The organism is Bradyrhizobium sp. RD5-C2, from assembly GCF_019972155.1.
Lineage (GTDB): Bacteria > Pseudomonadota > Alphaproteobacteria > Rhizobiales > Xanthobacteraceae > Bradyrhizobium.
On the sequence record NZ_BOVL01000059.1, the window covers coordinates 266,224 to 292,213 of the forward strand.

29 protein-coding genes and 1 tRNA gene are annotated in these 25,990 nt (G+C 64.5%); 12 read left to right on the plus strand and 18 right to left on the minus strand.

The window, feature by feature from the left end:
• Positions 1-15: 15 nt before the first annotated feature.
• Complete coding sequence (locus BraRD5C2_RS38405) at positions 16-819, minus strand: isocitrate lyase/PEP mutase family protein (protein ID WP_223977537.1); 804 nt, start codon at positions 817-819, stop codon at positions 16-18.
• A 69-nt stretch (positions 820-888) separates the two neighbouring features.
• Positions 889-1,788: an alpha/beta fold hydrolase gene (locus tag BraRD5C2_RS38410; protein WP_223977539.1), complete on the minus strand. Its 900-nt coding sequence runs from the start codon at positions 1,786-1,788 to the stop codon at positions 889-891.
• Positions 1,789-1,894: 106 nt separating this feature from the next.
• Here BraRD5C2_RS38410 and BraRD5C2_RS38415 point away from each other — a divergent pair, with 106 nt between their 5' ends.
• Positions 1,895-2,404, plus strand: coding sequence for a MarR family winged helix-turn-helix transcriptional regulator (locus BraRD5C2_RS38415; RefSeq protein WP_223977541.1), 510 nt, complete (start codon positions 1,895-1,897; stop codon positions 2,402-2,404).
• A 33-nt stretch (positions 2,405-2,437) separates the two neighbouring features.
• Here the strand turns inward: BraRD5C2_RS38415 and BraRD5C2_RS38420 are convergent, their stop codons facing one another.
• From BraRD5C2_RS38420 to BraRD5C2_RS38430, 3 genes are all read right to left on the minus strand, one after another.
• Positions 2,438-3,712 carry a cytochrome P450 gene (locus BraRD5C2_RS38420; protein ID WP_223977543.1) on the minus strand — a complete coding sequence of 425 codons (1,275 nt, stop codon included), beginning with the start codon at positions 3,710-3,712 and terminating at the stop codon, positions 2,438-2,440.
• Between the two features lie 30 nt (positions 3,713-3,742).
• Positions 3,743-5,014, minus strand: a complete 1,272-nt coding sequence (locus tag BraRD5C2_RS38425; protein WP_223977545.1) for a cytochrome P450 — start codon at positions 5,012-5,014, stop codon at positions 3,743-3,745.
• Between the two features lie 202 nt (positions 5,015-5,216).
• Positions 5,217-5,600: a hypothetical protein gene (locus BraRD5C2_RS38430; protein ID WP_223977547.1), complete on the minus strand. Its 384-nt coding sequence runs from the start codon at positions 5,598-5,600 to the stop codon at positions 5,217-5,219.
• Positions 5,601-5,890: 290 nt separating this feature from the next.
• On the opposite strand from BraRD5C2_RS38430, the gene BraRD5C2_RS38435 reads away from it, so the two are divergent.
• The 3 genes from BraRD5C2_RS38435 to BraRD5C2_RS38445 are packed head-to-tail and all read left to right on the plus strand — an operon-like array spanning position 5,891 to position 8,460.
• Positions 5,891-7,039: a DUF898 domain-containing protein gene (locus BraRD5C2_RS38435; RefSeq protein WP_223977607.1), complete on the plus strand. Its 1,149-nt coding sequence runs from the start codon at positions 5,891-5,893 to the stop codon at positions 7,037-7,039.
• A gap of 4 nt (positions 7,040-7,043) precedes the next feature.
• Positions 7,044-8,168, plus strand: coding sequence for a M48 family metallopeptidase (locus BraRD5C2_RS38440; protein WP_223977550.1), 1,125 nt, complete (start codon positions 7,044-7,046; stop codon positions 8,166-8,168).
• A gap of 46 nt (positions 8,169-8,214) precedes the next feature.
• Entirely contained in the window at positions 8,215-8,460 is a 246-nt protein-coding gene (locus BraRD5C2_RS38445; RefSeq protein ID WP_223977552.1) for a hypothetical protein, read from the plus strand.
• Between the two features lie 15 nt (positions 8,461-8,475).
• Here the strand turns inward: BraRD5C2_RS38445 and BraRD5C2_RS38450 are convergent, their stop codons facing one another.
• Positions 8,476-9,624 carry an ABC transporter substrate-binding protein gene (locus BraRD5C2_RS38450; protein ID WP_223977554.1) on the minus strand — a complete coding sequence of 383 codons (1,149 nt, stop codon included), beginning with the start codon at positions 9,622-9,624 and terminating at the stop codon, positions 8,476-8,478.
• Positions 9,625-10,028: 404 nt separating this feature from the next.
• On the opposite strand from BraRD5C2_RS38450, the gene BraRD5C2_RS38455 reads away from it, so the two are divergent.
• Positions 10,029-10,241, plus strand: coding sequence for a hypothetical protein (locus tag BraRD5C2_RS38455; protein ID WP_223977556.1), 213 nt, complete (start codon positions 10,029-10,031; stop codon positions 10,239-10,241).
• A 9-nt stretch (positions 10,242-10,250) separates the two neighbouring features.
• Here BraRD5C2_RS38455 and lspA read toward each other — a convergent pair whose 3' ends face one another.
• From lspA to BraRD5C2_RS38485, 6 genes are all read right to left on the minus strand, one after another.
• Positions 10,251-10,763: a signal peptidase II gene (gene lspA / locus BraRD5C2_RS38460; protein ID WP_223977558.1), complete on the minus strand. Its 513-nt coding sequence runs from the start codon at positions 10,761-10,763 to the stop codon at positions 10,251-10,253.
• A gap of 143 nt (positions 10,764-10,906) precedes the next feature.
• On the minus strand, positions 10,907-11,401 hold the full coding sequence (locus BraRD5C2_RS38465; protein WP_223977560.1) for a DUF6841 family protein: 495 nt from the start codon (positions 11,399-11,401) through the stop codon (positions 10,907-10,909).
• A gap of 177 nt (positions 11,402-11,578) precedes the next feature.
• The gene (locus tag BraRD5C2_RS38470; protein ID WP_223977562.1) at positions 11,579-12,571 is read right to left on the minus strand and encodes a LysR family transcriptional regulator; all 993 of its coding nucleotides are present in this window, start codon (positions 12,569-12,571) and stop codon (positions 11,579-11,581) included.
• A gap of 77 nt (positions 12,572-12,648) precedes the next feature.
• Positions 12,649-13,680, minus strand: a complete 1,032-nt coding sequence (locus BraRD5C2_RS38475) for a MerR family transcriptional regulator (protein WP_223977564.1) — start codon at positions 13,678-13,680, stop codon at positions 12,649-12,651.
• Positions 13,681-14,036: 356 nt separating this feature from the next.
• On the minus strand, positions 14,037-14,837 hold the full coding sequence (locus BraRD5C2_RS38480; protein WP_223977566.1) for a DUF2927 domain-containing protein: 801 nt from the start codon (positions 14,835-14,837) through the stop codon (positions 14,037-14,039).
• 93 nt (positions 14,838-14,930) lie between these two features.
• On the minus strand, positions 14,931-15,503 hold the full coding sequence (locus tag BraRD5C2_RS38485) for a L,D-transpeptidase (protein WP_374708099.1): 573 nt from the start codon (positions 15,501-15,503) through the stop codon (positions 14,931-14,933).
• A gap of 320 nt (positions 15,504-15,823) precedes the next feature.
• On the opposite strand from BraRD5C2_RS38485, the gene BraRD5C2_RS38490 reads away from it, so the two are divergent.
• Complete coding sequence (locus BraRD5C2_RS38490; protein ID WP_212319540.1) at positions 15,824-17,368, plus strand: acetolactate synthase large subunit; 1,545 nt, start codon at positions 15,824-15,826, stop codon at positions 17,366-17,368.
• A gap of 189 nt (positions 17,369-17,557) precedes the next feature.
• A complete protein-coding gene (locus tag BraRD5C2_RS38495) occupies positions 17,558-18,094 on the plus strand; it encodes a hypothetical protein (protein ID WP_223977571.1) in 537 nt (178 codons plus the stop codon).
• Between the two features lie 360 nt (positions 18,095-18,454).
• Here the strand turns inward: BraRD5C2_RS38495 and BraRD5C2_RS38500 are convergent, their stop codons facing one another.
• Positions 18,455-18,688, minus strand: coding sequence for a hypothetical protein (locus BraRD5C2_RS38500; protein ID WP_223977572.1), 234 nt, complete (start codon positions 18,686-18,688; stop codon positions 18,455-18,457).
• Positions 18,689-18,868: 180 nt separating this feature from the next.
• On the opposite strand from BraRD5C2_RS38500, the gene BraRD5C2_RS38505 reads away from it, so the two are divergent.
• The gene (locus tag BraRD5C2_RS38505) at positions 18,869-19,009 is read left to right on the plus strand and encodes a hypothetical protein (RefSeq protein WP_171947715.1); all 141 of its coding nucleotides are present in this window, start codon (positions 18,869-18,871) and stop codon (positions 19,007-19,009) included.
• A gap of 68 nt (positions 19,010-19,077) precedes the next feature.
• On the opposite strand, the gene BraRD5C2_RS38510 is transcribed toward BraRD5C2_RS38505, so the two are convergent.
• Positions 19,078-19,449, minus strand: coding sequence for a DUF4118 domain-containing protein (locus BraRD5C2_RS38510; RefSeq protein ID WP_223977575.1), 372 nt, complete (start codon positions 19,447-19,449; stop codon positions 19,078-19,080).
• Positions 19,450-19,629: 180 nt separating this feature from the next.
• On the opposite strand from BraRD5C2_RS38510, the gene BraRD5C2_RS38515 reads away from it, so the two are divergent.
• Complete coding sequence (locus tag BraRD5C2_RS38515) at positions 19,630-19,929, plus strand: hypothetical protein (RefSeq protein WP_223977577.1); 300 nt, start codon at positions 19,630-19,632, stop codon at positions 19,927-19,929.
• A 120-nt stretch (positions 19,930-20,049) separates the two neighbouring features.
• Here the strand turns inward: BraRD5C2_RS38515 and BraRD5C2_RS38520 are convergent.
• The 3 genes from BraRD5C2_RS38520 to BraRD5C2_RS38530 all read right to left on the minus strand — a co-directional run bounded on the left by BraRD5C2_RS38520 (position 20,050) and on the right by BraRD5C2_RS38530 (position 22,288).
• Positions 20,050-20,124, minus strand: a tRNA-Val gene (locus BraRD5C2_RS38520).
• Positions 20,125-20,234: 110 nt separating this feature from the next.
• Positions 20,235-21,530: a coiled-coil domain-containing protein gene (locus BraRD5C2_RS38525; protein WP_223977579.1), complete on the minus strand. Its 1,296-nt coding sequence runs from the start codon at positions 21,528-21,530 to the stop codon at positions 20,235-20,237.
• A gap of 152 nt (positions 21,531-21,682) precedes the next feature.
• Positions 21,683-22,288, minus strand: coding sequence for a DUF1134 domain-containing protein (locus BraRD5C2_RS38530; RefSeq protein WP_223977581.1), 606 nt, complete (start codon positions 22,286-22,288; stop codon positions 21,683-21,685).
• A 153-nt stretch (positions 22,289-22,441) separates the two neighbouring features.
• Here BraRD5C2_RS38530 and BraRD5C2_RS38535 point away from each other — a divergent pair, with 153 nt between their 5' ends.
• On the plus strand, positions 22,442-22,906 hold the full coding sequence (locus tag BraRD5C2_RS38535) for a YHS domain-containing (seleno)protein (RefSeq protein ID WP_097677238.1): 465 nt from the start codon (positions 22,442-22,444) through the stop codon (positions 22,904-22,906).
• Here BraRD5C2_RS38535 and cysQ read toward each other — a convergent pair whose 3' ends face one another.
• Positions 22,907-23,734: a 3'(2'),5'-bisphosphate nucleotidase CysQ gene (gene cysQ, locus BraRD5C2_RS38540; protein ID WP_223977583.1), complete on the minus strand. Its 828-nt coding sequence runs from the start codon at positions 23,732-23,734 to the stop codon at positions 22,907-22,909.
• Between the two features lie 240 nt (positions 23,735-23,974).
• Between cysQ and chpT the strand changes: the two genes are divergently transcribed.
• On the plus strand, positions 23,975-24,622 hold the full coding sequence (gene chpT / locus BraRD5C2_RS38545; RefSeq protein WP_223977585.1) for a histidine phosphotransferase ChpT: 648 nt from the start codon (positions 23,975-23,977) through the stop codon (positions 24,620-24,622).
• Between the two features lie 201 nt (positions 24,623-24,823).
• On the plus strand, positions 24,824-25,990 hold a 1,167-nt coding region (locus tag BraRD5C2_RS38550), incomplete at its 3' end, for a chemotaxis protein CheA (protein ID WP_223977587.1).

The following is a 25,990-nucleotide window of genomic DNA, read 5'->3' on the forward strand; positions in this document are numbered from 1 at the left end:
TGGCAACGTCCGGTGTCACGCGTTCGGCTGCAGGAACGTGCCGTATTGCTTGCTCGCGACGACCGCGGCGGCGGCCTCTCCGATGACGCGCATCGCCGCCATCATCGGCCACGGCCCAAGGCTGACCCGGCGAACGCCGGCGCGGGCGAGCTCGCCGATTTCGGGAACGCCCCGCGTCACCATGATGTTGACCGGCAGCGGCGTCAGTTGAACGAGCCGCTCGATCAGCGCGAGGTCGGTGAGGCCCGGCACAAAAATGCCGTCGGCGCCGGCATCGGCATAGAGCTTCGCGCGCCGCACCGCTTCATCCAGGCATTGCTCCGGCGAGCCGAACTTCAGCAGAAACGGATCGGTTCGCGCATTGATGAAGAGACGAATGCCGAGCTGTTGCGCGGTGTCCCGCACCGCCCTGATCTTCGCGGCATGCTGCTCGGGATCGACGAGATGCCGCTTTCCGCCGGCAAGCCCGTCCTCGATATTGATGCCGATCGCGCCGGCCTTCAGGATCCTCGCAGCCGAATTCGCGGCGGCATCTGGAGTGTCGCCGTATCCCGCCTCCAAATCGATCGATACTGGAACAGAGACCGAAGCGGTCATCCGCGACACCAGGCCTTCCACGATGTCGAGCGGGGCATTTTCGCCGTCGGCAAAGCCGAGCGCGGACGCCACCGCGCCGCTGCTGGTCGCAATGGCCGGCGAGGTCTTGGCGATCGCCTTGGCGGTCGCGACATCCCAGGCGTTGAACAGGACCAGTGGATCGCCTGTCCTGTGAAGACCGTGAAACGTTTCGGCGTATTGCTGCTGTGTCGTGGCGTCCATTGCGCGCACTCCTGTTCAGAGAGAATTCGAAAGACTTCGTGACGTGGTCGCTGGTTGAAGCACGGCTGTTCAGCCGGCGGCGTGGGTCTTGAACCAGTCCATGATCAGGCCGGTGACCTCGGCCTCACGCTCGAGGTGCGGGAAGTGTCCGACATCGGGCAGAACAACGCGCTGATGGGGCCCCTTGAACAGCGGCTCTTCCTTCATCGAATACCGCACTGTCGGATCGTTGCCGCCATAGATCGTCAGCGTCGGCGTATGCATGTCGTTGATCGGCAGCCGGCCCGCAACTCCCGCATCGACCAGGCCGTTGTAGTATTTCAGCGCCGCCTTCATGGTGCCGGGCGAGCTGAGCGTCTCCTTGACCGAGCGGAGATGCGCGTCGTTCTCGAAGGCCGGCGACCACAACTTCCAAAGGTAGTCGACAAACGGAAGTCCCTCGATGTTGACCGCCGAGTGAGCGCCAGGCACCGTAAAGAAATAGACATGGAAGACCGATCGAACGGCATCGGGATCGCTCCTGAGGCTCGCGATTGTGATCGGGTGCGCGGTGTTCATGACAACCGCAGCCTTGATCGCCGACGGCGCCGTGGCCAGCACCTGGAATGTCGACGTGCCGCCCCAATCCATGCCGACGACACGCGCTTGTCCGTCGTCACTCAGCGCCGCGATCAGCGCTTCGAGATCCTGGCCCAGCGCAATCGGATCGAAGATGCCGTCGGCCGGAATCTCGGTCGGCGCATAGCCGCGCAGGAACGGCGCGACCGCGCGATACCCGGCATCCGCGAACACCTGCAGCTGCTTGCGATACGACCAGGCATTGTCGGGAAAGCCGTGCAGGAACATCACGAGCGGTCCGCTGCCCTGTTCGAGATAGGCAAACCGCACACCGTTGGCGTGGACGTATTTCAGGGTGGGCTCGCTGCCGGCGGCGTCAGGCGTGGCCAATGCGGCGCATCGGATCGTCATCGTTCTCTCCATTCTTCGTCGTTTTTGCTCTCCCGGATAAATATGTGCGTAGCGCACATATCTGGTCAAGTTGTTTTTTGTGCGTAGCGCACATATTATTCCCCGCATGGAAAACGGAATCGCCAATCTGCTGGGCGCGCTGTCGCTCGCCGTCATGGATCGGATCGAGCTGGGCGCACGCGAGGTGGTCGGCCGCGGCGGCGAGACGCCCGCGGCCCTCATCGTCATCGGCTATGGCCAGGGCATGACCAACGACAAGCTGAGGCGGATCCTCGGCCTGTCGCATTCCGGAACGGTCCGGCTGGTCGATCGTCTGGTTTCGGACCGGCTGGTCGAACGCCGTCCGGGCAAGGACGGCCGCGAGGTCGCCTTGCATCTGACGGCGACCGGCGCTGCATCCCGGAACGAGCTGCTGGCGTCGCGGATATCAGCCGTCACGTCGCTGCTCGACGTGCTGTCGTCGGCTGAACGAAAACAGCTCGCAACGTTGATCCGCGAGCTGCTGGCAAGGCAGGATACATCCGAGATGGATCGCTTCACGATCTGCCGGATGTGCGACGACCGGGTCTGCACCAATTGCCCGTTGCCGACCAACAAGGGTCAGCACGCGCGCTAGTAGGTGACAAGACTAGCGCGAATAGGGCGAAGCTCAGCCCGGAATCCGCACCGGCAGGTTCTCGATGCCGCGGACGAAGCTGGAATAGACCCGCTTCGGCTCGCCGACCACCTCGATGCGGTCGAAGCGCTTCAGCATCTCTTGCCAGACGATCTTGAGCTGCAGTTCGGCGAGCCGCATGCCGACGCAGCGGTGAATGCCGAAGCCGAACGACAGATGGATGCGCGGCCGGGCGCGATCGATGATGAACTCGTCGGGACGGTCGATCACCTCGTCGTCGCGGTTGCCGGAGACGTACCACATCACGACGCGGTCGCCCTTCCTGATCGTCTTGCCGCCGACCTCAGTGTCTTGCAGCGCGGTGCGCCGCATATGTGCGAGCGGCGTCTGCCAGCGGATCACCTCCGGCACCATGGTGTCGATCAGCGCGGGGTTCTCTTTCAGCTTCTGGAACTGGTCGGGATGCTCGTGCAGCGCCAGCACCGAGCCGCTCATGGTGTTGCGCGTGGTGTCGTTGCCGCCGACGATCAGCAGGATGATGTTGCCCATCAGATTGTCCGGGTCCATGTGCCGGGTGGCGTCGCTATGAGCCATCATCGACAGCAGGTCGTTCCTCGGCGGCCCGTTGACGCGCTCGTTCCAGAGCTTCGAGAAATAGGAGTAGCATTCGTCCATTTCCTGCCGCCGCTCTTCCGGCGAATTGACGATGCCGCTCTTCGGCAGCGCGGTGGAAACGTCGGACCAGCGCGTCAGCTTGCGCCGCTCTTCCCAGGGGAAGTCGAAAAGCGTCGCAAGCATCTGGGTGGTCAATTCGATCGAGACACGTTCGACGAAATTGAAGGTCTCGTTGCGCGGCAGATTGTCGAGCACGCTGGCCGAACGCTGACGGATCATCTTCGCCAGCTCGTCGAGATGGGTCGGCGTGAACATCGGCGACACGGTCTTGCGCTGATGGGCGTGCTTCGGCTGGTCCATCGCGATGAAGCTCGGATAGTCGTAGCCGGGCGGCACGTCGCGGATCGAGATGCCGCCGAGCGTGGAGTCCGAGGAGAAGATGCCGTGGCTGGTGTCCACATGCATGATGTCGTTGTACTTCACGACAGACCAATAGGGCTCGATCGGCGAATTGGTGCAGTAATGCACCGGCTCTTCCTTGCGCAGCCGCTCGAACCACGGCCACAACGTGTCGTTCTGGAACAGCCGCGGCGCGCCGGGATGAAAATCCTTGAGCGGCGTCGCATAGGCTTCCTCGCGGGCGAGGCGCTGCAACTCGGCCTTGTCGGCACGGATGGCGGTTTGGACGTTCATGATTCTTGATCCCGGTTGGCTGGCGAGGCCTCAGGCGGCGATGCGCACTGGCAGCGTCTCGTAGCCCTTGATGAAGCTGGAATACACCCGCTGCGGCTCCTCCACCACCTCGATCGTGTCGAAGCGCTTGAGGATCTCCTCCCAGATGATCTTGAGCTGCAGCTCGGCGAGACGCAGGCCGACGCAGCGGTGGATGCCGAAGCCGAACGAGATGTGGGTGCGCGGCCGGGCGCGGTCGATCAGGAACTCGTAGGGCTTCTCGATCGCCTCTTCGTCGCGGTTGCCCGAGACGTACCACATCACGACCTTGTCGCCCTTCTTGATCTGGCGGCCGCGGAACTCGAAGTCGGCGAGCGCGGTGCGCCGCATATGGGCCAGCGGCGTCTGCCAGCGGATCACCTCGGGCACGAAACTGTCGATCAGCGCCGGATTCTCCTTAAGCTTGCGGTACTGCTCCGGATGCTTGCTGAGCGCGTAGATGCTGCCGGATAGCGTGTTGCGGGTGGTGTCGTTGCCGCCGACGATCAACAGGATCAAATTGCCGAGGAAATTCTTCGGATCCATGTTCCGCGTGGCGTCGCTGTGCGCCATCATCGAGAGCAGGTCGCTCTTCGGCGGCTGGTCGGCGCGCTCCTTCCACAGCCTTGCGAAATAGGTCGCGCATTCCATCAGTTCGGCCTGTCGCTCGTCCTCGGTAGCGACGAGGCCGCCGGCGCCGGGCAGGGTGGTCGCAACATCGGACCAGCGGGTCAGCTTGCGGCGGTCTTCCCACGGGAAGTCGAACAGCACCGCGAGCATCTGCGTGGTCAGCTCGATCGAGACCTTGTCGACCCAGTCGAACACCTCGCCGCGCGGCAGGTTGTCGAGGCACTCGGTCGAGCGGTTGCGGATATTGGTCGCGAGCTCGTCAAGGTGCGTCGGCGTGAACATCGGCGCCACGGTCTTGCGCTGCGCCGAATGGCGCGGCTGGTCCATCGCGATGAAGCTTTCGCGGCGCAGGTCCGGCGGCACGTCGCGGATAGTGATGCCGCCGAGCGAGGCGGCCGAGGAGAACACCGAATGGTTGGTCTCGATGTCCATGATGTCGTTGTAGCGGGTGATCGACCAGTACGGACCGAACATCGAATCCTTGCAGTAATGCACCGGATCCTCGCGGCGCAGCCGGTCGAAATACGGCCAGAAGGTATCGGTCTTGAACAGCTCGGGATGGCCGGGATCGTAGTCCGCGAGCGGAAGCGTGTTGGCGCGTTCGCGTGCGGCATCCAGATTGGTGTCGTCGACCAGATCGATGGTCCCGTGCATGAGCGGCTCCTCAACCGTTTCGCGACCGGGGCATTGCCGGCGCGGCATGTTTTACCGAATTACATTCTCATTCCGCAGTTTGCGCAAGGGCTCTCAACGCGCATTTGGCCGCATTGATGTCAGGCCAAAGCGGCCGAATCCGGGCTTTTCCCGCGATGGACGGGCGGGGCGGCGGCCAACGCCGTTTGAAACGGCGTTTGATTTAATCGGCCGGTGCGGGCGCCGTCTGTTGGCTGGCGGGCTTTTCGCAGGGGTAGGTGTCCTGCATGCCCCAGAGCAGCAGGAGCGCGACCGCCACCTCGCCTTTCGCGGTCCGCTTGTCGGCCGACTTGAGCATGATCTCTTCGGTTTGTTCGCTGGTCAGCGCGAGGTCGCCCGGCATGCAGAACAGCAATCGGCCGCCATGCCGTGTCAGCCAGGCATTGGAAGCCATCAGGCCGCCCCTCACGCCGTCCAGGTACATATGATTAAAGATGCGAAAGTTCTCATTCTTCGGATTGCGATAGGAATCCAGCCGCACATCGACGGCAGCGGCGGGAGCTGCGGTCAGCGCCAAAGAGCACGCCGACAATATCCATTTGATCATCGCTGGGATTTCCTTGCTCCTGCGGCGGCCTTTCTGCCGTTCGGCCTGTCGGTTAAGTCGGCAAATTGCCGCTTTGGGTTCGAAGCTCGTGACCCGGGGGCGGGAAAGGGGCGGCAGTTCGGCTGGCGGCCGATCTCCAGCAGTCCCGTTAAGGCAACGCCAACCGCAACCGGCCAAATCCGGCGCCCGCGCACTCGACCTCCTGTGAAACCTGGATCACACTCGCAGCGACAAACCTGTGCTTTTGATGCGCAGAGATTGTCCCGTCCTGGAGCTACCCCGTGAACGACATGAGCTGGACCCCGCCGGGGCCGCCGCAGCTGCCCCCGCAACCGGTTCCGCCGCCGATGCCGGTGGCGTTTTCAGGGAGCCGGAACGAGTTCTTCCGCTTGGTCGCGCGCGGCGCAGGGCTCGAACTCGTCACGCTCGGCTTCTACCGGTTCTGGCTCACCACCGACATCCGCCGTCACCTCTGGTCGAACACCCTGATCGACGGCGATGGGCCGGAATATACCGGCCGCGGCAAGGAGCTCATGATCGGCTTTCTGGTCGCGCTGGCGATCCTGATGCCGATCTATCTCGGATACTTCCTGATCGGCATCGAGGCCGAGCATCTCAAGGCGTTCGCCTCGTTGCCGCTGGTTGCCTTCTTCTATCTGTTCGGCCAGTTCGCGATCTATCGCGCGCGGCGCTATCGGCTGACCCGCACGGTGTGGCGGGGCGTCCGCTTCTGGATGAGCGGCTCGGGCTGGATCTACGCGCTGAAGGCCTCGCTATGGGGCCTGCTGGTCGTGATCACGCTCGGCCTCGCGTTGCCATGGCGCGAGGCGGCGCTCGAGCGCTACAAGATGCGGCATTCCTATTACGGCGATCTTCAAGGCTCGTTCGAGGGCCGCGGCTGGGATTTCTTCAAGCGCGGCTGGTGGCTCTGGCCCCTGATGCCGTTCGCACTCGTCACCGTGTTCGGTCCGTTCGCCTATGCCGCGTTCAAGGCGATCGAGTGGCGCTGGTGGCTGTCGGGCATTCGCTTCGGCGAGGTCAGGCTGGAATCCACCATGCGCCGCAGCGCGCTGATCGGGCTGTACTGGAAGGTGATCGGCTGGGCCATGCTGCTCGGCACGCTGTTCTCGGCCTATCTCGCGCTCTGCATCTTCCTGGCCGCCAGCATCAACGGCTCCTCGATCGCGGACTTCTTTAGGACCGAGGCGTTTGCCAGGAGCATTCCCCTGATGGTCCTGCCCGGCATCGGCTATCTTGCCCTTGCGCTCGCGATGAATGTGGTGATGCGGGTCTATCTGATGCGCGATCTCTGGGTCCGGGTGCTGTCGTCGACCATCGTGCACAACATCGAGGCGGCGGCCAACGTCACCGCGCGCGGCGAGCTCGCCAATGCGCTCGGCGAAGGCTTTGCCGACGGCCTCGACGTCGCGGGATTCTAGCGCCATGGAAACCGATGTCAGCCAGGCCAATTCGGCGGCGCCGCCGGTCCCGGGCGCGGTGTTCTTCGACGGTGCATCGAGCCGCCGGCGTTTCGTCGCGCTCAAACTCTCCGATGCGCTGGACATCAGGGAAGACGGCAAGCTGCTCGCGCGCTGGGTGTTTGCCGACATCCGCCGCTCCGACAGCCCGTCCGGTCTGTTGCGGCTGAGCTGCCTGACTGCACCCAGTCTGGCGCGGCTCGAAATCCGCGACGCGCAGCTGATGGCGGCGCTGGTCGCGCGCTGCGACAGGCTCGAGCAGGATCTGCCGAACCGCAAGGGCGTCGCCGGCATCGTCGGCTGGTCGCTCGCGGCCGCAGTCTCGATCGTGCTGGTGGTGCTGTTCGGCGTGCCGCTCGCTGCCGAGCGGCTGACGCCGCTGGTGCCTGATTCCTTCGAACGCCGTCTCGGCGACGTCGCGGAGGCGCAGGTCAAGGTGGTGTTCGACGGCAAGCCGTGCAGCAACGTGGCAGGACAAGCGGCATTCGAGAAGCTGGTCGGCAAGCTGCGGGAGACCGCGGGCCTCGACAATTCGGTGCAGTCGGGCGTGCTGGCGACCTCGGTGCCGAACGCCTTCGCGCTGCCGGGCGGCAAGGTCTATCTGTTCGAGGGGCTATTGGAGAAGGCCGAGAACCCCGACGAGATCGCCGGCGTGCTGGCGCACGAGCTCGGCCATCTCCGCCATCGCGACAGCATGCGCGAACTGATCCACAATGGCGGCACCTCGTTCCTGATCGGGCTCTTGTTCGGCGACATCACCGGGTCCGGCGCGCTGGTGTTCGCCTCGCGCTCGCTGGTGACGTCGTCCTATTCGCGCGACGCCGAGACCAATGCCGACACCTTTGCGATCGAAACCATGCACAAGCTCGGCCGTCCGGCGAAGCCGACGGGTGAACTGATGTTCCGCGTCACCGGCAAGGAGGGCGGCAAGGGGCTCTCGCTGGTCTCCAGCCATCCGCTGACCGAGGACCGCCTCGCACGCATGGACAAGGCCGATGCCGCCGGCCCGGCCAACGGCCAGCCGCTGCTGTCATCAGCCGAATGGCAGGCGCTGAAGAGCATCTGCGGATCGGGCAAGGGCAAGGTGTGAAGCCAACGATTTTCGGAATTGGGATTTCGAGACTGGAGCAATTCCCATGCCGCGTAACGACGGATACTGGTTTCCCGCCAAGCGCTACGGCTGGGGCTGGGGACCTCCGAACAACTGGCAGGGCTGGTCGGTTCTGGCAGGATTCGTGGCGCTGGTCGCGGTCGGCGGCGCTGTGAACCTGCCGCAGTCTCCGGCGCGCTTCATCACCTATGTGGCTGTGCTCAGCATGTTGCTCTTCGCGGTGTGCTGGTGGAAAGGCGAGCCGCCGCGCTGGCGCTGGGGCGGCGACTGACCCATTTTCCAACCGCTACTTCACCAGCCTGAACTTGCCGCCCTCGACCTTGATCAGGAACGCCGACCGCTCGTCATAGCCATTGTGGTCGGTCGGGCTCATCGTCGAGAGGCCGTTGTTCAGGTAGACGTCCTTGCCGCGCTCGAGCTCGTCGCGCAGCGCGGCGCGGAATTCCGCCGTGCCGGGCTTGGCTGTCTTCAGCGCGCTTGCCGCGGCGCGCTTGAACAGCGTGACGGCGTCCCACAGATGGGCACCGAAGATGTTCGGCTTTTGCCCGTTGACCTTCTCGTAGGACGACACGAACTCGTCGCGCGCCTGGCGGAACGGATCGCCCGCCGGCAGATCGTCGGCGATCGTGAAAGCCTCGCCGGTGAAGATTGCGCCCTCGACATTGGCGCCGCCGAGCTTGATGAACTCCTCCGACGCAACGCCGTGGGTCTGGAAGATCTTGCCGGCGTAGCCGCGGCTGCGCAGCGCCTCCTGCGGCAGCACGGCAGGCGTGCCGGCGGACGCGATAAACACGGCCTCCGGGTTGGTCGCGATCACCTTCAGCGCCTGGCCCATCGCACTGGTGTCGGCGCGCGCATAGACCTCATGCGTCGTGACGGTGAGGCCGAGCGTGGGGGCCAGCCGCGACACCTCATTGTAGTAGCCTTCGCCATAGCCGTCAGACACGCCGATATAGCCGAGGGTCTTGATGCCGGATTTGGCGATGTATTTCAGGATCGCCGCCGCCATCAGGTCGTCATTGGGGACCACCTTGAACGCCCAGCGGCGGCGCTCGTCCATCGGCCGCACGATCGCGGTCGCGGCCGCGAGCGAGATGATCGGCGTCTTGGATTCGAAGGCGACGTCGAGCATCGGCATGGTCACGGGTGTCAGCGAGGAGCCGATCAGGATGTCGACGCCGTCCTGGATCACGAGGCGGCGGGCATTCTGCGTGCCCTTGGTCGGATCGGATTCGTCGTCGAGCGCGATATAGACCACCTTCTCGCCGCCGATCTCCTTCGGCAGCGCAGCGATGGTGCGCATCTGCGGCTGGCCGAGCGCCGAGCCCGGCCCGGATCCGGACACCACGACGCCGACCTTGATGTCGGCACGCGCGTCCGGCGCAACCAGCAGCGCGCCCGCGAGTACCCAGAGTCCGGCCATGGCCAGCTTCATTGCAATTCCTCCCAGCAGGTTCTTTTTGTGTCAGTGCGGCCGATGATAGCCGACCGGCGTCCGGTTTCGCATCATATTGATTCCGCCTGCTGCGTCTGTCCCCCTGATTGGGGACATCCGGGCGGCGCCTTGGAAGGGCGCGTGCCGCCAGGCCCGGATGGCCGCGCCACCAGCGGCTGCGGCGCACTTCTGAACCTCGCGTTTACCAATCCCGTAAAGGTCGCGGGAACCAGTTTCCCTAATCGGGCGGCAACGTCCTCCTGTTAATGAAGAGCGGGAAAAGGGAGTACGAACCATGTTCAGCATTGTTCGGATCCTCGTCTTGATCGCATCTCGGCATGCGGGATCCGTGGTTGCAGGCGTGCAGTTGGACGGCGCGCGCTCGTCGCAAGCGGTGCACGTCCATGATTGAGCATCATCAAATCGCGGCGGAGCACGCGCGCGCCATCTGCGAAGAGATCGGCGAGCGGCTGCGCTACGTGCTGCGCGGCGATTACGCCGATTTGCCGCCAAAGCTGCGCCAACTCGTCAACGAGCTCGCTCTGCAGGATTGCGAGGCGCCGTCGCTGGTGCCGGCAATGGCGGAGATGATTCGGCCGCTGGTCGCCGCAGCCTAGGATTTCAGCCTAGCTGTCGCCGAGGCCTGCTGCCTCTGCCTTGGGCGCTTCCGGCGGCGGCAGCAGCATAGCAAGCAAAATGAGCGCGATTCCCAAATCGATTGAAACGTCGGCGACGTTGAAGATCCAGACAAATCGAAGTTTCGAGGCATCGAACAGATCGACGACGGCACCCAATCGAAGACGGTCGATCGCATTTCCGGCGGCGCCGGCGCCGATCAAGGCGAATCCGAAGGCGTTGATGGTCGTGGTCGATCGCCACAGGATCAATCCAAGCAGGGCCGCCGCTGCGGCAAGGCCGACGGACGCAAGCACCCACCGCGACAACGCACCGTAGTCGGGAACGAGACCGAAAGCGTTGCTGCGATTGAACATGAGGGTGAGATCAACGGGGCCGCGCAGCTTGACGGTGGCGCCGGTTTCCAGCGATCGAAGGGCCCAATGCTTGGTCAGCTGATCCAGCGCCAGCATCGCAAGCGCGGCGCAGAACGCGGTGATGCGCGAGCTTCGATATCTTCTCACGAAACCGTCTCTCGCTCCGCTGCCGTCCACGCCGGGCAACAACCCCCAGCGTCACACCATAGTGTGACGGGCCGTAACGGCCAATATCTCCGACCGGTCCTGCTCAAGCTATCTTGCTGACTGTATCCTGCGGGCGATCACAGCTACTCGAATCGAAAGGCATCTTTCGCGGGATAACCCAAATTCACACCAATCTTCCAGGCGCCATCTATCTTGCTCAACAAATAGGTCCCGCCTGATCTGTTAAGCTCGCTACCGTCCGACTTGTAACGCACGTATGTACCACCTGTGATGGCATGCGTAGGGCCAAGGAGCTTCACTCCGAAATCAATCCACTCCGTCTTTGCATATCCCTGCTTGACCGCCGCTTCGCGATACTTCTTGTACCAATCCATCGCTTCATCCCTCGTCGAAAAGGCGGTGAAGCCCTGCGATCCTGCTATGACGAAGGGAATGCTGATGTCTTGTGCCACTGCAGCCATGTCGCCGCGGCTGTACGTCTCAAAATATTCATGCATCAGCTTGTCGATTGCGTTCCTCTCAGTGGCTGGATCAGTCGACTGAGCTCGCGCAGCAATCGGGATCGATATCAGCAATGCGGCAATTGCGAGTGTGATTTTCTCTACTAACGACGTCATGCCGTAGCCCTTTCCAAGGCGGCCGCGTTGATCAGAGGTACGTGAATAGCACGACTTGCCGGCTCAAAATCCAAGGTTATAAGGCCGACGATGCCTGGATGATTTGTTTCCGGCAATTCTCGACTACCGCTTCTAAGTAAGCTCAAACCGGGGAGCGCGGTTCTTCGAGCGTTCGCGTCACACGTTCTTCGCGACCTTGCGCGTTCGGGTCGCGCCGGCGCCGGCGATCGCCGGCTTGATATTCCACACCGCGCGCACGGCTGCGAAGGCGTGGGCGATCACCGGCTCCTGGCGGCGGGCGGCGAGGCAGGCGAAAGAGAGATCGCAGCTGAGTTTCACTTTGTCGGAGACCACGAACTGATGCGGGCGCGCCATCCGCGGCGCCAGCACGCTGTCGCGCGCGAGGGCGAGGCAGAGGCCGGATTCGACGAAGTCGATCATCGCCTCTTCCTGATCGGTGTAGCCGACCCGCTTCGGCAAGGCGCCGAGCGGACGGAAGATGTCGTCGAGCAGCCGGCGGTGGCCGGAATGCGGCGGTGTCGCGAGCCAGGGCAGTTCGGCGAGCTCGGCCCAGCCCTTGCCGATCACCCGGTCCCGCCAGCCGATCGGCGCGATCACGCGGTAGTGGTAGCTGAGCAGCGGCGCCAGCTGGTAGCGGCCGTCGGCGATGGTCCGTTCGGTGAAGCTCTGATGGAGCTGCTCCGGCGGCGTGGCGTCGACATAGTAGCCGACGTCGAGCTCGCCGCGGCCGACCTGCGCCAGCACGTCGTCGCTGACGCCATGGCGCAGAAACACTTCGGTGCGCTGCGAGGACATCGCAAGGCTGCGCACGAACGGCCCGAGCCGGGTGAATTCGGGGTCGAGGATGGTGCCGACGCGCAGCGTGCCGCGCTGCGCCTCGTTCAGCGAGTCCGCCATCGCCTTGAAGTCGGATGCCGCGGCCACCGCCCGGTGCGCCAGCGGCAGCAGCGCCGCGCCCGCCTCGGTCAGCGTGAAGCCGCTGGGTGTGCGGTTGAACAGCAGCAAGCCGGTGCTTTCCTCCAGCGCCTTCAGTTGCAGGCTGACCGCCGGCTGGGTCAGTTTCAGCATCGCTGCAGCGCGCGATACAGTGCCCTCACGGGCAACCGTGATGAAGCAACGCAAGGCCTGGGTACGGGGAAGCTCGGTCATTGTGTGAGCTTATAGCACACATTTCCTGCCGCGCATCCGACCTTGTCGCGTGATTATAATACAACCAATGCGAGAAATCAGGATGGCCGCCACGCAACCATGCCTGCGGTGCGCGCCCGCACCTCCGGAGAGGCAAGGCAGGTCGCGACCGCTTCAAAGCCGGGAGCACCGGGCACGGGCGTGACGCAGATCGGCCGGCTGTGATTGGCGGGGCACAGGATGATCGCTTCATCGTCGCCGACCGCGTCGAGGTCCAGGATCGCGCTGGAGCGTGTCAGGAAGAACAGCGGCCGCGCCTCGGGCCCGCGGCGGCGCAGATACGCGATCACGGCTTCCTGGCTGGCCGCATCGAGCCCGTGCTCGAGCATGTCGATCACCAGGATGGTGCCGCCGTCGGCCTCGAGTGCGGCGAGCAGGGTGGTCAGCGCCGCCGAGTCCACCGCGCCGTCGGCGAGGAGGCCGGCAAGACTGGCCTCGACCCTCGCCTTGTGCGCCGGGTCGGCAGCGAGCCGCGCGCGAACCGCCGCGCCGCCGTCGGCGGTGCGCTCCAGCCCCATGAAGCTGGCGTCGGGCAGCACTTCGGCGAGCCGCTGCGCGAGGCGCGTCTTGCCGCTGCCGAGCGGGCCGACGATGTAGTTCAGCAGCTTGATGTCGCGCAACTCGAAGCGCTCGCCGCCCCACGGCCACGGCAGATCGAACGCGATGCCGATCGCCGGCCGCGCCCTGACCGCTCCGATGAGATCGCTCGTCTCGGGCACCTTGCCGCGGCCGAGGTCGGCGCGCAGCTGGCGCACCCTGGCGATGCTGTCACCGGACTGGCGAATGCTCGCTTCGAGCGAGGCCTCGTGCGCCGCCAGCACGCGATCGAGGATGACGGCGTCGCCGCTCAGGATTCGCGCCACTTCATTGATGCTGAGGCCGAGCGCGCGGAGCGCGACGATCTCGGCGCCGCGCGCCATCTCGGCCACACCATAGGCACGCCATCCAGCCGGCGTGCGGCCGGGCGCGATCAGGCCGCGCTCCTCGTAGAGGCGCAGCGCTTTCGCCGATATCCCGAGCTGCCTTGCAGCTTCGGACGGGCTGAGGAAACGGGCAGCAGGAGCATTCATCGAATCACCTCGCATGGTCTGACCGCACCTCTATGGAGGCGGCCGCAGGGGCAAGGTCAAGGGGGAGGGAACCCTGCCGCTGGTGCGTCTCTTACGCGCGTGTTGCGCGAGAATGCGAAGCTGCGTCCTCATTCACAACTGTCATCGCCCGGCTCGACCGGGCGATCCAGTACGCCGCGGCTTCTCGGCTCAAGCACTGCTCTCTCTGGAATACTGGATCACCCGCATGCGCGGGTGATGACACCGAACAAGCTGTTTGACCGGTGGAGTCGAGACCTATCCTCATCGTCGTCCTGGCCTTCGCCAGGACGACAGCGGTGCTTCTGACGAGCACAATGCACCGATCGTAGCCACCCTCACTCCAGATGGTTCACCTTCGCCACCCAGGCGCGGACGTCGGTGAGCACTTCGGGCAGAGCGGCCTTGACCTCCTGCACGTTCATGCCGGGCTTGATGCGGGGGTCGTAGAGCAGGTTGAGCAGGTATTGGTCGTAGACGTCGAAAAAGCCCATCGAGACGCTGTCGTTGAACATGGTCCACGGCACGGTCGCAGTGTCGTTGATCGGGCCGAGCGACTGCAGCAGCTCCTCATAGGCGCAGTCGAGGAAGACGAAATCGCCATTGTCGACGGTCAGGATGACGTCGGAATGCTCGATCTCGTAGTTCTCGTTCTTGCGGAAGCCGGACAGGCATTGCGGGTCGAGCGAGGTGCGGATCTCCTTGGCGCGCTCCTGGCCGTAGAAGGTCGCGATGGTGCGATAGAGCTCGCGGTCGCGCACCAGCTTGACCACGACATTGGCCGCGTCGTTGTCCTCGGTCATCGCGATGTCGAGATGCTGTACCTTGGCTCGGATGTCGGCGATGACCTTGGCGAGCTGGACCTTGCGGTCGGCGCGGTTGCCGTCGGCGAACACGCGCACCGGTCTGTCGTATTTGCGGATGCGGTCGACTCGGCCGGCGAGATGATATTCGGCGCCGAACGCGGTTTTCAGAAAGCCCTCGAGGATCTCGGCGTCGGTAAAGACCTTCTTCTCGTTGCGCTGGCGCGAGGTGATGGCCGGAATCTCTGCACCCGTCGCCGGTACGATGGCGTCGGTGAGCGAGGGCGTGAGCGCCGCGGCGAGCAGCAGCAGGATCGGCGAGCAAGGTTGGCGCATTCGAACCACGCTGCCGCAATGCGCCCGGCAGCGCAAGGCAAGATCAGCGATCTTGCCGGATGGCAGCGCCTGGTTCCGTCGAAATCGACGCGATCAGTTCTTCACCACCACGGTGGCGCCGACCGAGACGCGATCATAGAGGTCCTTGACGTCCTCATTGGTCATGCGGAAGCAGCCCGACGAGACCGCCTGGCCGATCGTCTCGGGCTCGTTCGAGCCGTGGATGCGATACAGCGTCGAGCCGAGATACATCGCGCGCGCGCCGAGCGGGTTCTCGATGCCGCCGGCCATGTGGCGCGGCAGATCGGGGCGGCGACGCAGCATGTCCGACGGCGGCGTCCAGGACGGCCATTCCTTCTTCGCACTGATGCGATGGACACCGCCCCAGCGGAAGCCATCGCGGCCGACGCCGATGCCGTAGCGCAGCGCCTGGCCGTTGGCCAGCACCAGATAAAGCCGGCGCTCGGCGGTGTTCACCACGATGGTACCGGGGGCATAGTTGGTCTCGTAGTTGACAGTGGTGCGCGGGATCGGGCTGGCGCCGCCACCACCGAAGAAGCTCGGGGCTTCGGACTGGTAGCCCCGGGAGTCGAAGAGCTGGGCCTGGGCCTGGCCGGCACCTGCCAGGATCGTGAGCGCGGCAAACATCAAGGCAATCGGGCGCATCGTCATCGTCCTCGCGAACAATCAAATATGCAGCCAAAAAGGCCACAATCGCCGGCCTTTCGCAAGCGACGAAGCCGTGACTTTAAGCACTTTCGAGCAAGACGGTTTAAAAAGGCAACAGACCGGAAGCGATACCTGCATTGTCCCGCCAAACCTTTGACGAAGCGGACGAAGAATGGTTGATCTGGAGCGTTTTCCAGCGAAGTGGAAACCGGTTCGCGTCAAGAAACGCGACCAAACAAGGGATACCAGCATGGTCCGCTTCAATCGGATCATGCTCTGAAACGATCTCAAGAACATCTCGAAACGGGAGCGTGAGCATGAACGGTGCGGAAAGTCTGGTGCGGACGTTGGTCGCGGGCGGCGTGGACGTCTGCTTTACCAATCCGGGCACCTCGGAGATGCATTTCGTCGCAGCACTGGACAAGGTGCCCGGCATGCGCTGCGTGCTCGGCCTGTTCGAAGGTGTGGTGACCGGTGCGGCCGACGGCTATTTCCGCATGAAGGGAACGCCGGCCTCGACGCTGCTGCATCTCGGGCCCGGCCTTGCCAACGGCCTCGCCAATCTGCACAACGCCAAGAAGGCGCATTCCGGCATCGTCAACATCGTCGGCCAGCACGCCACCTATCACATCGAATACAACGCACCGCTGACATCAGACATCGAAGGCCTGGCACGGCCGATGTCGGCCTGGGTGCGCACCTCGCCGGACGCCAAGTCGGTCGCCCGTGATGGCGCCGCCGCAATCGCCGCGGCCAGCGGCGCACCGCCGCAGGTTGCGACCTTGATCCTGCCTGCCGACACCGCGTGGAACGAGGCCGACGGGGTGGCCCAGGTGCCTGTGGAATCGCAGCGCCGGAACTATTCGCCACAGGCCGTCGAGAGCGCCGCCAAGGTGCTGCGCAGCGGTGAACCGACATTGCTGCTGATGACCGGCAGCGCGGTGACAGAGCCGGGGCTGGCGCTGGCGGCGCAGATCGCCGGCAAGACCGGCTGCAAGGTCATGGGTCAGCTGGCGAGCCCGCGGATGGCGCGCGGGCGCGGGCGGTTTTCGATCGAGCGGGTGCCTTACGTGGTCGAGCTGGCGCTCGCGGCGCTGAAGGGCTTTCGGCACATCGTTCTTGTCGAAGCCAACGAACCCGTCGCGTTCTTCGCCTATCCGAACAAGCCGAGCCTGCTGAAGCCGGAGGGATGCGAGGTGCATCGCATGACCTCGAGCGGGGAGAATTCGGTGGCGGCGCTGCAGGCGCTGGCCTCGGCGGTTGGCGCCAAGCCGGCCGATGTGAAGCCGCAGGCTACCGTCGAACTGGTGAAGCCGACGGGTGCCTTGAACCACGCGTCGATCGCCCAGGCGATCGCGGCTGCGGTTCCTGACAATGCCATCCTGGTCGACGAATCCATCACGACCGGGCGCGGTTTCTTTCCGCTGACGGCGAGCGCCGCTCCGCACGACTGGATTCAGAACCTGGGCGGCTCGATCGGCTATTCGACGCCGGTCGCGACCGGCGCCGCGATCGCCTGTCCGGACCGCAAGGTGATCTGCATGGTCGGCGACGGCAGCGCGATGTACACGATCCAGTCGCTGTGGACGCAGGCGCGCGAAGGGCTCAACATCGTCACCATCGTGTTCGCCAATCGCATGTACCAGATCCTGCGCGGCGAGTTCGATGGCGTCGGCGCCGGCGAACCGGGCAAGCGGGCGCAGGACATGCTGAGGATCGACAGCCCGACGCTGGATTTCGTCGCGCTCGGCAAGAGCATGGGCGTGCCGGGCCGGGCGGTGACCACCGCGGACGAGTTCAACAAGGCCTTGGCGGAAGCCATCGCCGAGCCGGGCCCGCGGCTGATCGAAGTGCAGGTGTAGCAGCGCTGTTGCGGGGCCGCGGCCGAGAAGGATCCGGACCGGAACGGCCGCGTTAGCGCAAAGTGCGAAGCGGTTTTCCCTGCGACAAGCGCGATGCGTTTGCGCGGAGATCATGCTCAAACAAAAGAGCCAAAGCGCGATGATGGATCAACCAGACCTCATCGCGCTTTAGTCCAGTCGGAGGCGCCAATGCAGACCGAGCTGAACAAGGTGATCGCCGCGATCGAGGAATTCTACGCGCAGGAGACATTCCTGCTGGAGCGCGATCTCGGCGAGCGAACGCTCACTCACCGGCTGGCGGTCTATGTCGAGCGGCAGTTTCCCGGCTGGCAGATCGACTGCAACTATGATCGGCTCGGCGAGCGCACGCTGCGGCTGCCGCGTGGCTCGGGGAGCTCGACCGATGACCATCTCGGCAAGTCGATCTATCCCGATATCGTCGTGCATCAGCGCGACATCCCGAACAATCTGCTGGCCATTGAGCTGCGCAAGGACAGCAACCACCAGCCGCTCGAGCACGATCAACGCAAGCTGCAGGCGCTGACCGATCCGAATGTGTGGTTTGCCTATGCGATGGGCATTCTGGTGATCGTCGGACAGCACGGCGTGAGCTTTTCCGAAATCTATGCCGGCGGCGCCGTCGACAGCGCCACGTCGCGCTGGTTTGCGGCGCGGATACGCGAGAGCGGGCTCGCAGGCAGGCGCGACGGCGGCGCTCAGCATTAGGCCTGTCGATGAATCTTCCGACGCACCGCAGTGATAGCCCGTTTGGATCATGCGTTGCCGCTGCACGCGCGTCACAACAGAAGGTGCGGGAGGTGGAGCAATTTCTGGAGCTGGTGGTCAATTTTCAGAACGATCCAATGGCGGTGCGGATTATCGGCTCTGCGCCTCTTTCGCTCCCTCTCCCGCACTTGAATTCAGTTCTCACGGCCCCAACACTCACTGCCCCAAGCGGCCGGCGCATTTGATCGCGACGCGATGGGCGAGGCGGCATCCGCACCGAGACAGCAACAAAAAGGCCGCCTTCGGGCGGCCTTTTCCGTGATCGCCAGATTCGTGATCGGTGACCACGATTGTTTCTGTTTATTGCTTGGCCGCGTCGTCGCCGGTCGTGGCGGCGCCAGCCTTGGTGCCACCCTTGGCGCTCGATTTCTTGGCGGTCTTCGCTTTCTTCTTCGGCGCCATTTTGGTCGCCTCGCTCTTGGTCGCCGTGTCGCCGCTTTGCGCTGCGGGGGCCGGGCTGGCGGCCTTGTCCTGCGCGAGCGCGGTGGACGAGACGAAGGCAAGCGCCGTGGCGGCGAGGATCAGTGTTCGCATCGGATGGTTCTCCCAAGTTGGTTTCCGGCGCCCCTCAACGGGACAGAATGTCGCAGGTTCCGCGGCGGCGATCAGCAGTCCGTGAGCTGTGCGTGAACGGCGCAATCGGCGCGAAAGGGCCGGAACCGGGAACCTCGAGCCGCGTTATGTCGCTGGGCAGGAGTTCCGAGGAGAGACGCCATGCGCTGGCGGTCAATGACGGAAACCACCAATACGGTGCTCGACACCGCCCCCGAGGATACCTTCTACACGGTGGGCTGGACCATCAGCGGGCTGGCGACACTGGCTACCATCGTTGCGGTCTGGATGTTCGGGATCTGAGGGCAAGCGATCCGTGCAGGCAACCGGCTTGCCGGCGCCGGCGGGCGGTCGCGGCCTGCGCCGGTCAGCTATTTCCGCAAAATGGCCAGCGCTTCCCGGTAGAGCTGCGAGAAGCCGAGCAGGAGCGCACTCGACAGCAGGAACGTCGCGATGCTGTCATAATCGTCGGCCGTCGGCCAGGCGAACTCGAAATAGGGGGGCATGAACACCCACCACACGATCGGCACCGTGATGATGGTGGCAAAGGCGCCGGCCGGCGCGCCGCCCATCAGTCCGGCGATCAGGATCGCCGGCACGAAGGCCGCGAAATAGAACTGCATGCCGAAGCTTGCGAACATCTCCTGCGTCGCGGTGGCGAACACCACGGCCAGCAGGGCGACGACGAACGTCGACAATGACCAAGGCCGCAGCTTCAGAATGTAGTCGTTGCCCTTGCGCATCGGGACGTCCCGGCCTCCGCGAGTTCCGGGAAGGTAGCCGAGGAGGCCTGCAAACAAAACCCCGTACGACTCCGAGGGTCAGCGTTGTGCTCGGCACAGTGAAAAGGAACCGGCCCGGTCAAGCCGCCGCCGCATTGTCGCGCTTATTGCATTGCGGCAGGGCGATGGTGGGACGACACAATGCTGGAATTGCTGATTGTCGTGCTGGTCACCGGGATCGGCTTCGTATCGGGGTACGGCGTGCGCGAGCTGATCTCTCGCCGCAGACGGCGGTCTCCGCCGCGGGTTCAAGCGCCGACGGTCCGCGCCGCGAATGACGACATCTCCGCCCGCGGCTGGTATCGGCCGACCGTCACGCAATCCGCCGATCAAGCGACCCCGCCGCCCGACGAACTCGACGGCGCGGTTCGCGACCTGCTCGGCGAACTCGGCCGGCGCAACACCAAGCCGTCATCCGCCCCGCACCGCCGGCGGCAGTGAAGCCGCCGCTATCGTGTCGGCTACTTTGCATGGGGTTGTTTTCGACATTTTTGATGAGGCGGTCCCGAAGGGCGCCGGAATGTCGACAATCGTCCGCACCCGGCGGTTCAGGAAGGGGAATGGTGGACGCACAAGGGATCGAACCTTGGACCTCTCCCGTGTGAAGGGAACGCTCTCCCGCTGAGCTATGCGTCCGGGATCTGACGTACCAAGGGCCGTTGCCGGCCGATCGAAAATGGGCGCTTCGTCAGAGCGTGCGATTTACGAAGTGCCGGGTAGGGGTGTCAAGCCAAACCCTGCGGGAATCAGGCGCCTTGCTGGCGGGCGCGGGAGGCGTGTGACTGCAATGCCCGAATGCGTTCGGCGAGCGTGCCGCCGCCTTCGGGCATCCCGCTGCCCGGCGGGACGCCATTTGCGACGCCGTTGGCGGGCTTGGCGGCCGCCTTGGCCGGCACGGTCGGCTCCGCCGCCAGCATCGCCTCGATCGCCGAATTGGGGCCCTCGAGCTGGATCGCGAGCTTGGCCACCTCGGCGGCGATGTCGTTGATGCGCTCGCGCAGCAACGCGTTCTCCATCCGCTCGGTCGCCCAGGAGCTCTCGGCCTGCTGCTGGATCGCGTTGATGTCGCGCTGCAGTTTGCCGCGATCGTCGCGGGCGATGCGCAGCTGCTCCTCGACGGCAGCCTTCTCCTGGCGCAGCTTCTCGAGCACGGACGATTTGCCGCCGCTTGTCGCAGTGACCTCCTCGCGCAGCTCCTGCAGCGTCCGCTCGGCGGCGGCGTTGGCTTGCTTGAGCTGGCCGTTCTCGAACTCGCGCTCGGCGAGCAGTTTGCCCTGGGTCGCAAGCCTCGTCTCGAGGTCGGTGACGCGGTTGCCGAGCATCTCGGCTTCCTTGACCTGGGCGATCAGCTGGCGGTCGAGATCGGTGACCCGCTGGCTCAGATTCTCGACCCGGCCGCGCGCGTCGGTGAGATCGCGCGTTGCGGTTTCCGACTGGCTGCGCTCCTGGGTGAGGCGGGCTTCGGTTGCCGCGAACTCCCTGGCGGCATCGCCGACGCGGTTCTTCAACTCCTCGACCTGGGTCCGCACCGCGACCAGTTCGACCTGGCGGCTGTCCGCCGTCATCGCGCGATCGCTGAGCTCGGCATTGATCTTGCCAAGCTCGCTTTGCTTGTCGGTGAGCGCCTGCTCGGCGTTGCGCAACAGCTCGGTCTTGGCGGAAAACTCTTCCTCGGTGGCGCGAAGCTGCTCCTTCATCGCCTTCTCGCGGGCTTCCAGCGCGAAGATCGCGGCGTTCTTCTCGCCGAGCTCGATCTTCATGCGGTTGATCGCATCGGTCTTCTTGCCGAGCTCGGCGAGCTGGCTCGTGGTCTTGCTCTTGAGCTGGTCGACGCTCATCTCGAGCCGGCGGGCCGACATCGCGAACTCGGCGCGGAGCTGGTCCTTGTCGGCCTGGATCTCGGCCATCGACAGCGGGGTCGCCGCCTCCATGCGGCGCGTGGTCAGCCGCACCGCCCGGTTATGCACCAGCGGAACGATCATCAGGCCACACAGCATCGAGATCAGGAAACCGATCGCCGCGTACATGATCGGCTCGATCATGAAGGGTCACTCCAAAGAAAGCAGAAGGAAAGAAGGATTTGTTAATCACAATGCCACGGCGGGCCGGCCAAAGGCCAGCCCGTTCGCCGCGTTAACCTGAATCGCTAACCGTCCCGGAGCGCCCGGCGCAATCACCCGATCGGCGCAGCGACCTAGAACGGGTTCCAGGTCGCGCGCGGGGTGAATTTGAGATAGCCGACGCTGGCGCCGAGCCGCAAGCCGATGCCCGAGCGAATCGGGACCAGCACGATGTTGTTGGCGGTCAGCGCCGTCATGCCGAAGCCGCCGACGATGTAGGCCGAGCCGTCGATGCCGACGAAGCGCTGATAGATCGCCTGCGTCGAGGGCAGGTTGTAGACCAGCGTCATGGTGCGGGCGCCGTCGCCGCCCCAGTCGAAGCCGACCGAAGGACCCTGCCAATAGACCCGGAGGTCGCCGGCGTTCTTGGTGTAGAGCGTGCCTTCGCCATAGCGCAGCCCGGCCACGAAAGCACCGGAGCCTTCCTCGCCGAGCACGTAGCCGTTGGGCAGGCCCCATTGGCTGACCGCGCGCTCGATCACCGAGGCGAGCCCGCGCGAGACGTTGCCGAAGAACTTGTGTCCGGCGCCGACCAGTTCGTCGGGCCCGTAAGTATACGGTGTCGGCTCACGCTGCGGCGGCGGATATTGCGGTGGTGGGCCCTGCTGCGCGGACGCCCCTGCGCTCCAGCACATCAGCGCGGCGAACGCGACCGCGGCAAGGCGTGATGCGAAAGTCATAAAGAACCCCTGCTATCGAAATCCGGGCGTTGCCCTTTAACCTGATGCCAACAGGCACGGCTCTAGGTTGCGCCCAGTGTCCCCTCGACTCGGATGTTATCGGTATCAACTATGACGGCACAACGGCAGGAAAGATATGGATCGTGCCGGGGCATGGCCTTTTTCGGCCTGTTGGCGGGCATTTTGACGGCCATCGGGCCCTCTTTGCCTGTTCAGGCCACGACGACCGAGCGCGTGGTGACGAACCGCTACTCGGGCCTTGCGATCGAGGGATTCGATCCCGTCGCCTATTTCACCGATGCTGCGGCCACACAGGGGCGGCCGGAATACGAGGCCGCTGACAGCGGCGCGGTCTGGCGCTTCCGCAACGAAGGCAACCGCGCTTCGTTCGTCGCGCATCCTGAAATCTATGGCCCGCAGTTCGGCGGCTACGATCCGACCGATCTGGTGCGGGGTGTGACCTGCGCCGGCAATCCGCGATTCTGGGCCGTCGTCGGCAACAGGCTTTATCTGTTCAACCGGGAACATAGCCGCGATGCCTTCGCCGCCGATCCCGCGCGCTTCCTGAAGGAAGCCGCGGCGCGGTGGCCGGAGCTGGAAGAAAGTCTCGCGCAGTAATCATGCCGCCGCGGCTGGGTCGCCCCACGCGATGAATTCCGGCACCAGAAAGTCTTCGCGGCCCAACCCAAAATGCAATGGGCGCCCGTTCGAATCGGTCACCTTGCCGCCGGCCGCAACGACGACCGCGTGACCGGCCGCCACATCCCATTCCGACGTCGGCGAGAGGCGGGGATAGATATCGACCTCGCCCTCGGCGACACGGCCGAACTTGACAGCCGAGCCCAGCACGGCACGGACCGCGCCGCCGCGTTCGTCGATGAAGGCTTCGGTGCGTGCATCGCCGTGTGAGCGGCTGACCGCAACGGTCCAGGGCGCGCCGCGTGGCGGGCAGGGACGGCTCTTGATCGGCACCGCCTGCGAAACCGCGCCATTCTGCAGCGTCAATCGCTCCGCGCCCTTGCCGACGATGCCGCGCCAGATCAGCCCCAGCGCGGGCGCACCGACGATGCCGAGCAGTGGCATGCCCTGCGTGACCAGCGCCACATTGACGGTGAATTCGTTGCGGCCGGCGACGAACTCCTTGGTGCCGTCGAGCGGATCGATCAGGAAGAAACTGTCCTTGTAGGGCGGTGTCGCCAGATGAACGCGCTCCTCCGACAGCAGCGACACATGCGGCGTCAGCCGCGTCAGCCCTTCGACGATGATGTGGTCGGCGGCGAGATCGGCCTCGGTGACCGGCGATCCGTCACTCTTGCCGGTGACGTTCATGGCGGACCGGTTGACTGCAAGGATAGCCTCGCCGGCCTGGATCACCAGTTCGGTCAGCGATTCGAGCAGCGTGGCGGCAGCTTCGCAGCCGATCAGGGACGGCTGTGCCTTATTCATGGGCGGGTCTCATATCCTGTTTGTATTCCCTGAGATCACGATGCGATGCAAGGCATCGCATCGCGATCTCATCCCCTTGTTTGAGCATGATCTTTTCGGAAAACCGGTTTCCGCTGTTCCGGATCATGCTTTATCAGTCCCGCCGCAAGCTGGCAGCATCCGTCTGAGCGGTGTATCAAGCCCACAGGCATGCGTGATTCGCACTCCTCCCGCGGCGTGCGGCTTTCCAGGAAACAATTGATGTCTGGCACTTCGTCTCCCGGTCCCGCTCCCGATGCACTCGAACTCGCGGCGCTGTTGTGCTCGCGGGTCTGTCACGATCTCATCAGCCCGGTCGGCGCGATCGTCAATGGACTTGAGGTCCTTGACGACAATCCCAAGCCCGAAGACCGCGAGTTCGCGCTCGATCTGATCCGCAAGAGCGCCAAGACCGCTTCGGCGCGGCTGCAGTTCTGCCGGCTGGCGTTCGGTGCCGCGGGTTCCTCCGGCGCGCAGATCGACCTCGGCGATGCCCAGAACATGGCGAAGGGGCATATCGAGGACGGCAAGGTGACGCTGACCTGGAATTTGCCGCGGCTGCTGCTGCCCAAGAACCGGGTCAAGCTGCTGTTGAACATGCTGGTCATCGCGCAGCAGACCATCCCGCGCGGCGGCACGCTCACCATCGATCCGGTTGGCGAGGGTGAGACGATGAGCTTCCGCATCCTGGCCGCGGGCCTCCATGCGCGGGTGCCGCAGAACATCGTCGACCTGCTCAATGCAAGCTCGTCGAACACGGTCGATGCACATGCCGTGCAGCCGCATTACACGCGGCTGTTGGCTGATGCCTGCGGGTTGAAAGTGACGCTCGCGCTCGACGGCGACAAGGTCATTATCCTGGCGTCCTGAACGCGGCCGCGGGAACATCATTAAGCAAAGGTTACGACCGGCCGCGCGATTCGATCGTGCGGTCTTATCTCTTTGTTGATCCCGTTCTTTTCCAATTACTCAACCAAACTTAAACGCTTTGCGGAGAAGCTGACCTAAGTTCCGGCCGGCGCGTCGATGTCGCGCGCCGCAGCGTTTCGGCGTTTTTCGAAGGTTGGTTTCATGGACGATCTGTTGCGCGAGTTCCTGACGGAGAGCAGCGAGAGCCTGGATACGGTCGACAACCAGCTGGTGCAGTTCGAGCAGGATCCGAACAACGCGAAGATCCTGGACAACATTTTCCGCCTTGTGCACACCATCAAGGGGACCTGCGGCTTCCTCGGGCTGCCGCGGCTGGAAGCGCTGGCGCATGCCGGCGAGACCCTGATGGGCAAGTTCCGCGACGGCATGCCGGTGAAAGCGGAGGCCGTGACGCTGATCCTGTCCTCGATCGACCGCATCAAGGAGATCCTCGGCGGACTCGAGGCGACCGAGGCCGAGCCCGAGGGTAACGACCGCGATCTGATCGATCAGCTCGAGGCGATGGTCGAGCACGGCATGGCCGCGATGGCTGCCGGCGAGACTGCTGCTGAAGATATGCCAGTCGTTGAATCTCCATCCGTGCAGGCGGCAATGACCGAAGGCACGCTGGTGGTGCAGACGCTGGAGCGTCCGCTGCGTCCGGGCGAGGTCTCGCTCGACGAGCTCGAGCGCGCCTTCCGCGAGACCGAGACCGAACTGGCTGCACCGGCACCTGCGCCGGTCGCGAAGCCTGTCGCCGCAGCGCCTGCTGCCGAGCCGACGGAGGCTGCAAAGAAGCCGGCCCGCAAGGCCGCCGCCGAGGATGTTGTCCAGGAAGGCGACAAGATCGCCAACCAGTCGATCCGGGTCAATGTCGATACCCTCGAACACCTCATGACCATGGTCTCCGAGCTGGTGCTGACCCGCAACCAGCTGCTCGAGATCTCCAGGCGCAACGAGGACACCGAGTTCAAGGTGCCGCTGCAGCGGCTCTCCAACGTCACCGCCGAGCTGCAGGAAGGCGTCATGAAGACGCGGATGCAGCCGATCGGCAATGCCTGGCAGAAGCTGCCGCGCATCGTCCGCGATCTCTCCGGCGAACTCGGCAAGCAGATCGAGCTGGAGATGCACGGCGCCGACACCGAGCTCGACCGCCAGGTGCTCGACCTGATCAAGGATCCGTTGACGCACATGGTGCGCAACTCCGCCGATCATGGCCTGGAGACCACCGCCGAGCGGGTCGCTAGCGGCAAGCCCGAGCAGGGCACCATTCGCCTGTCCGCCTATCACGAAGGCGGCCACATCATCATCTGCATCGCCGACAATGGC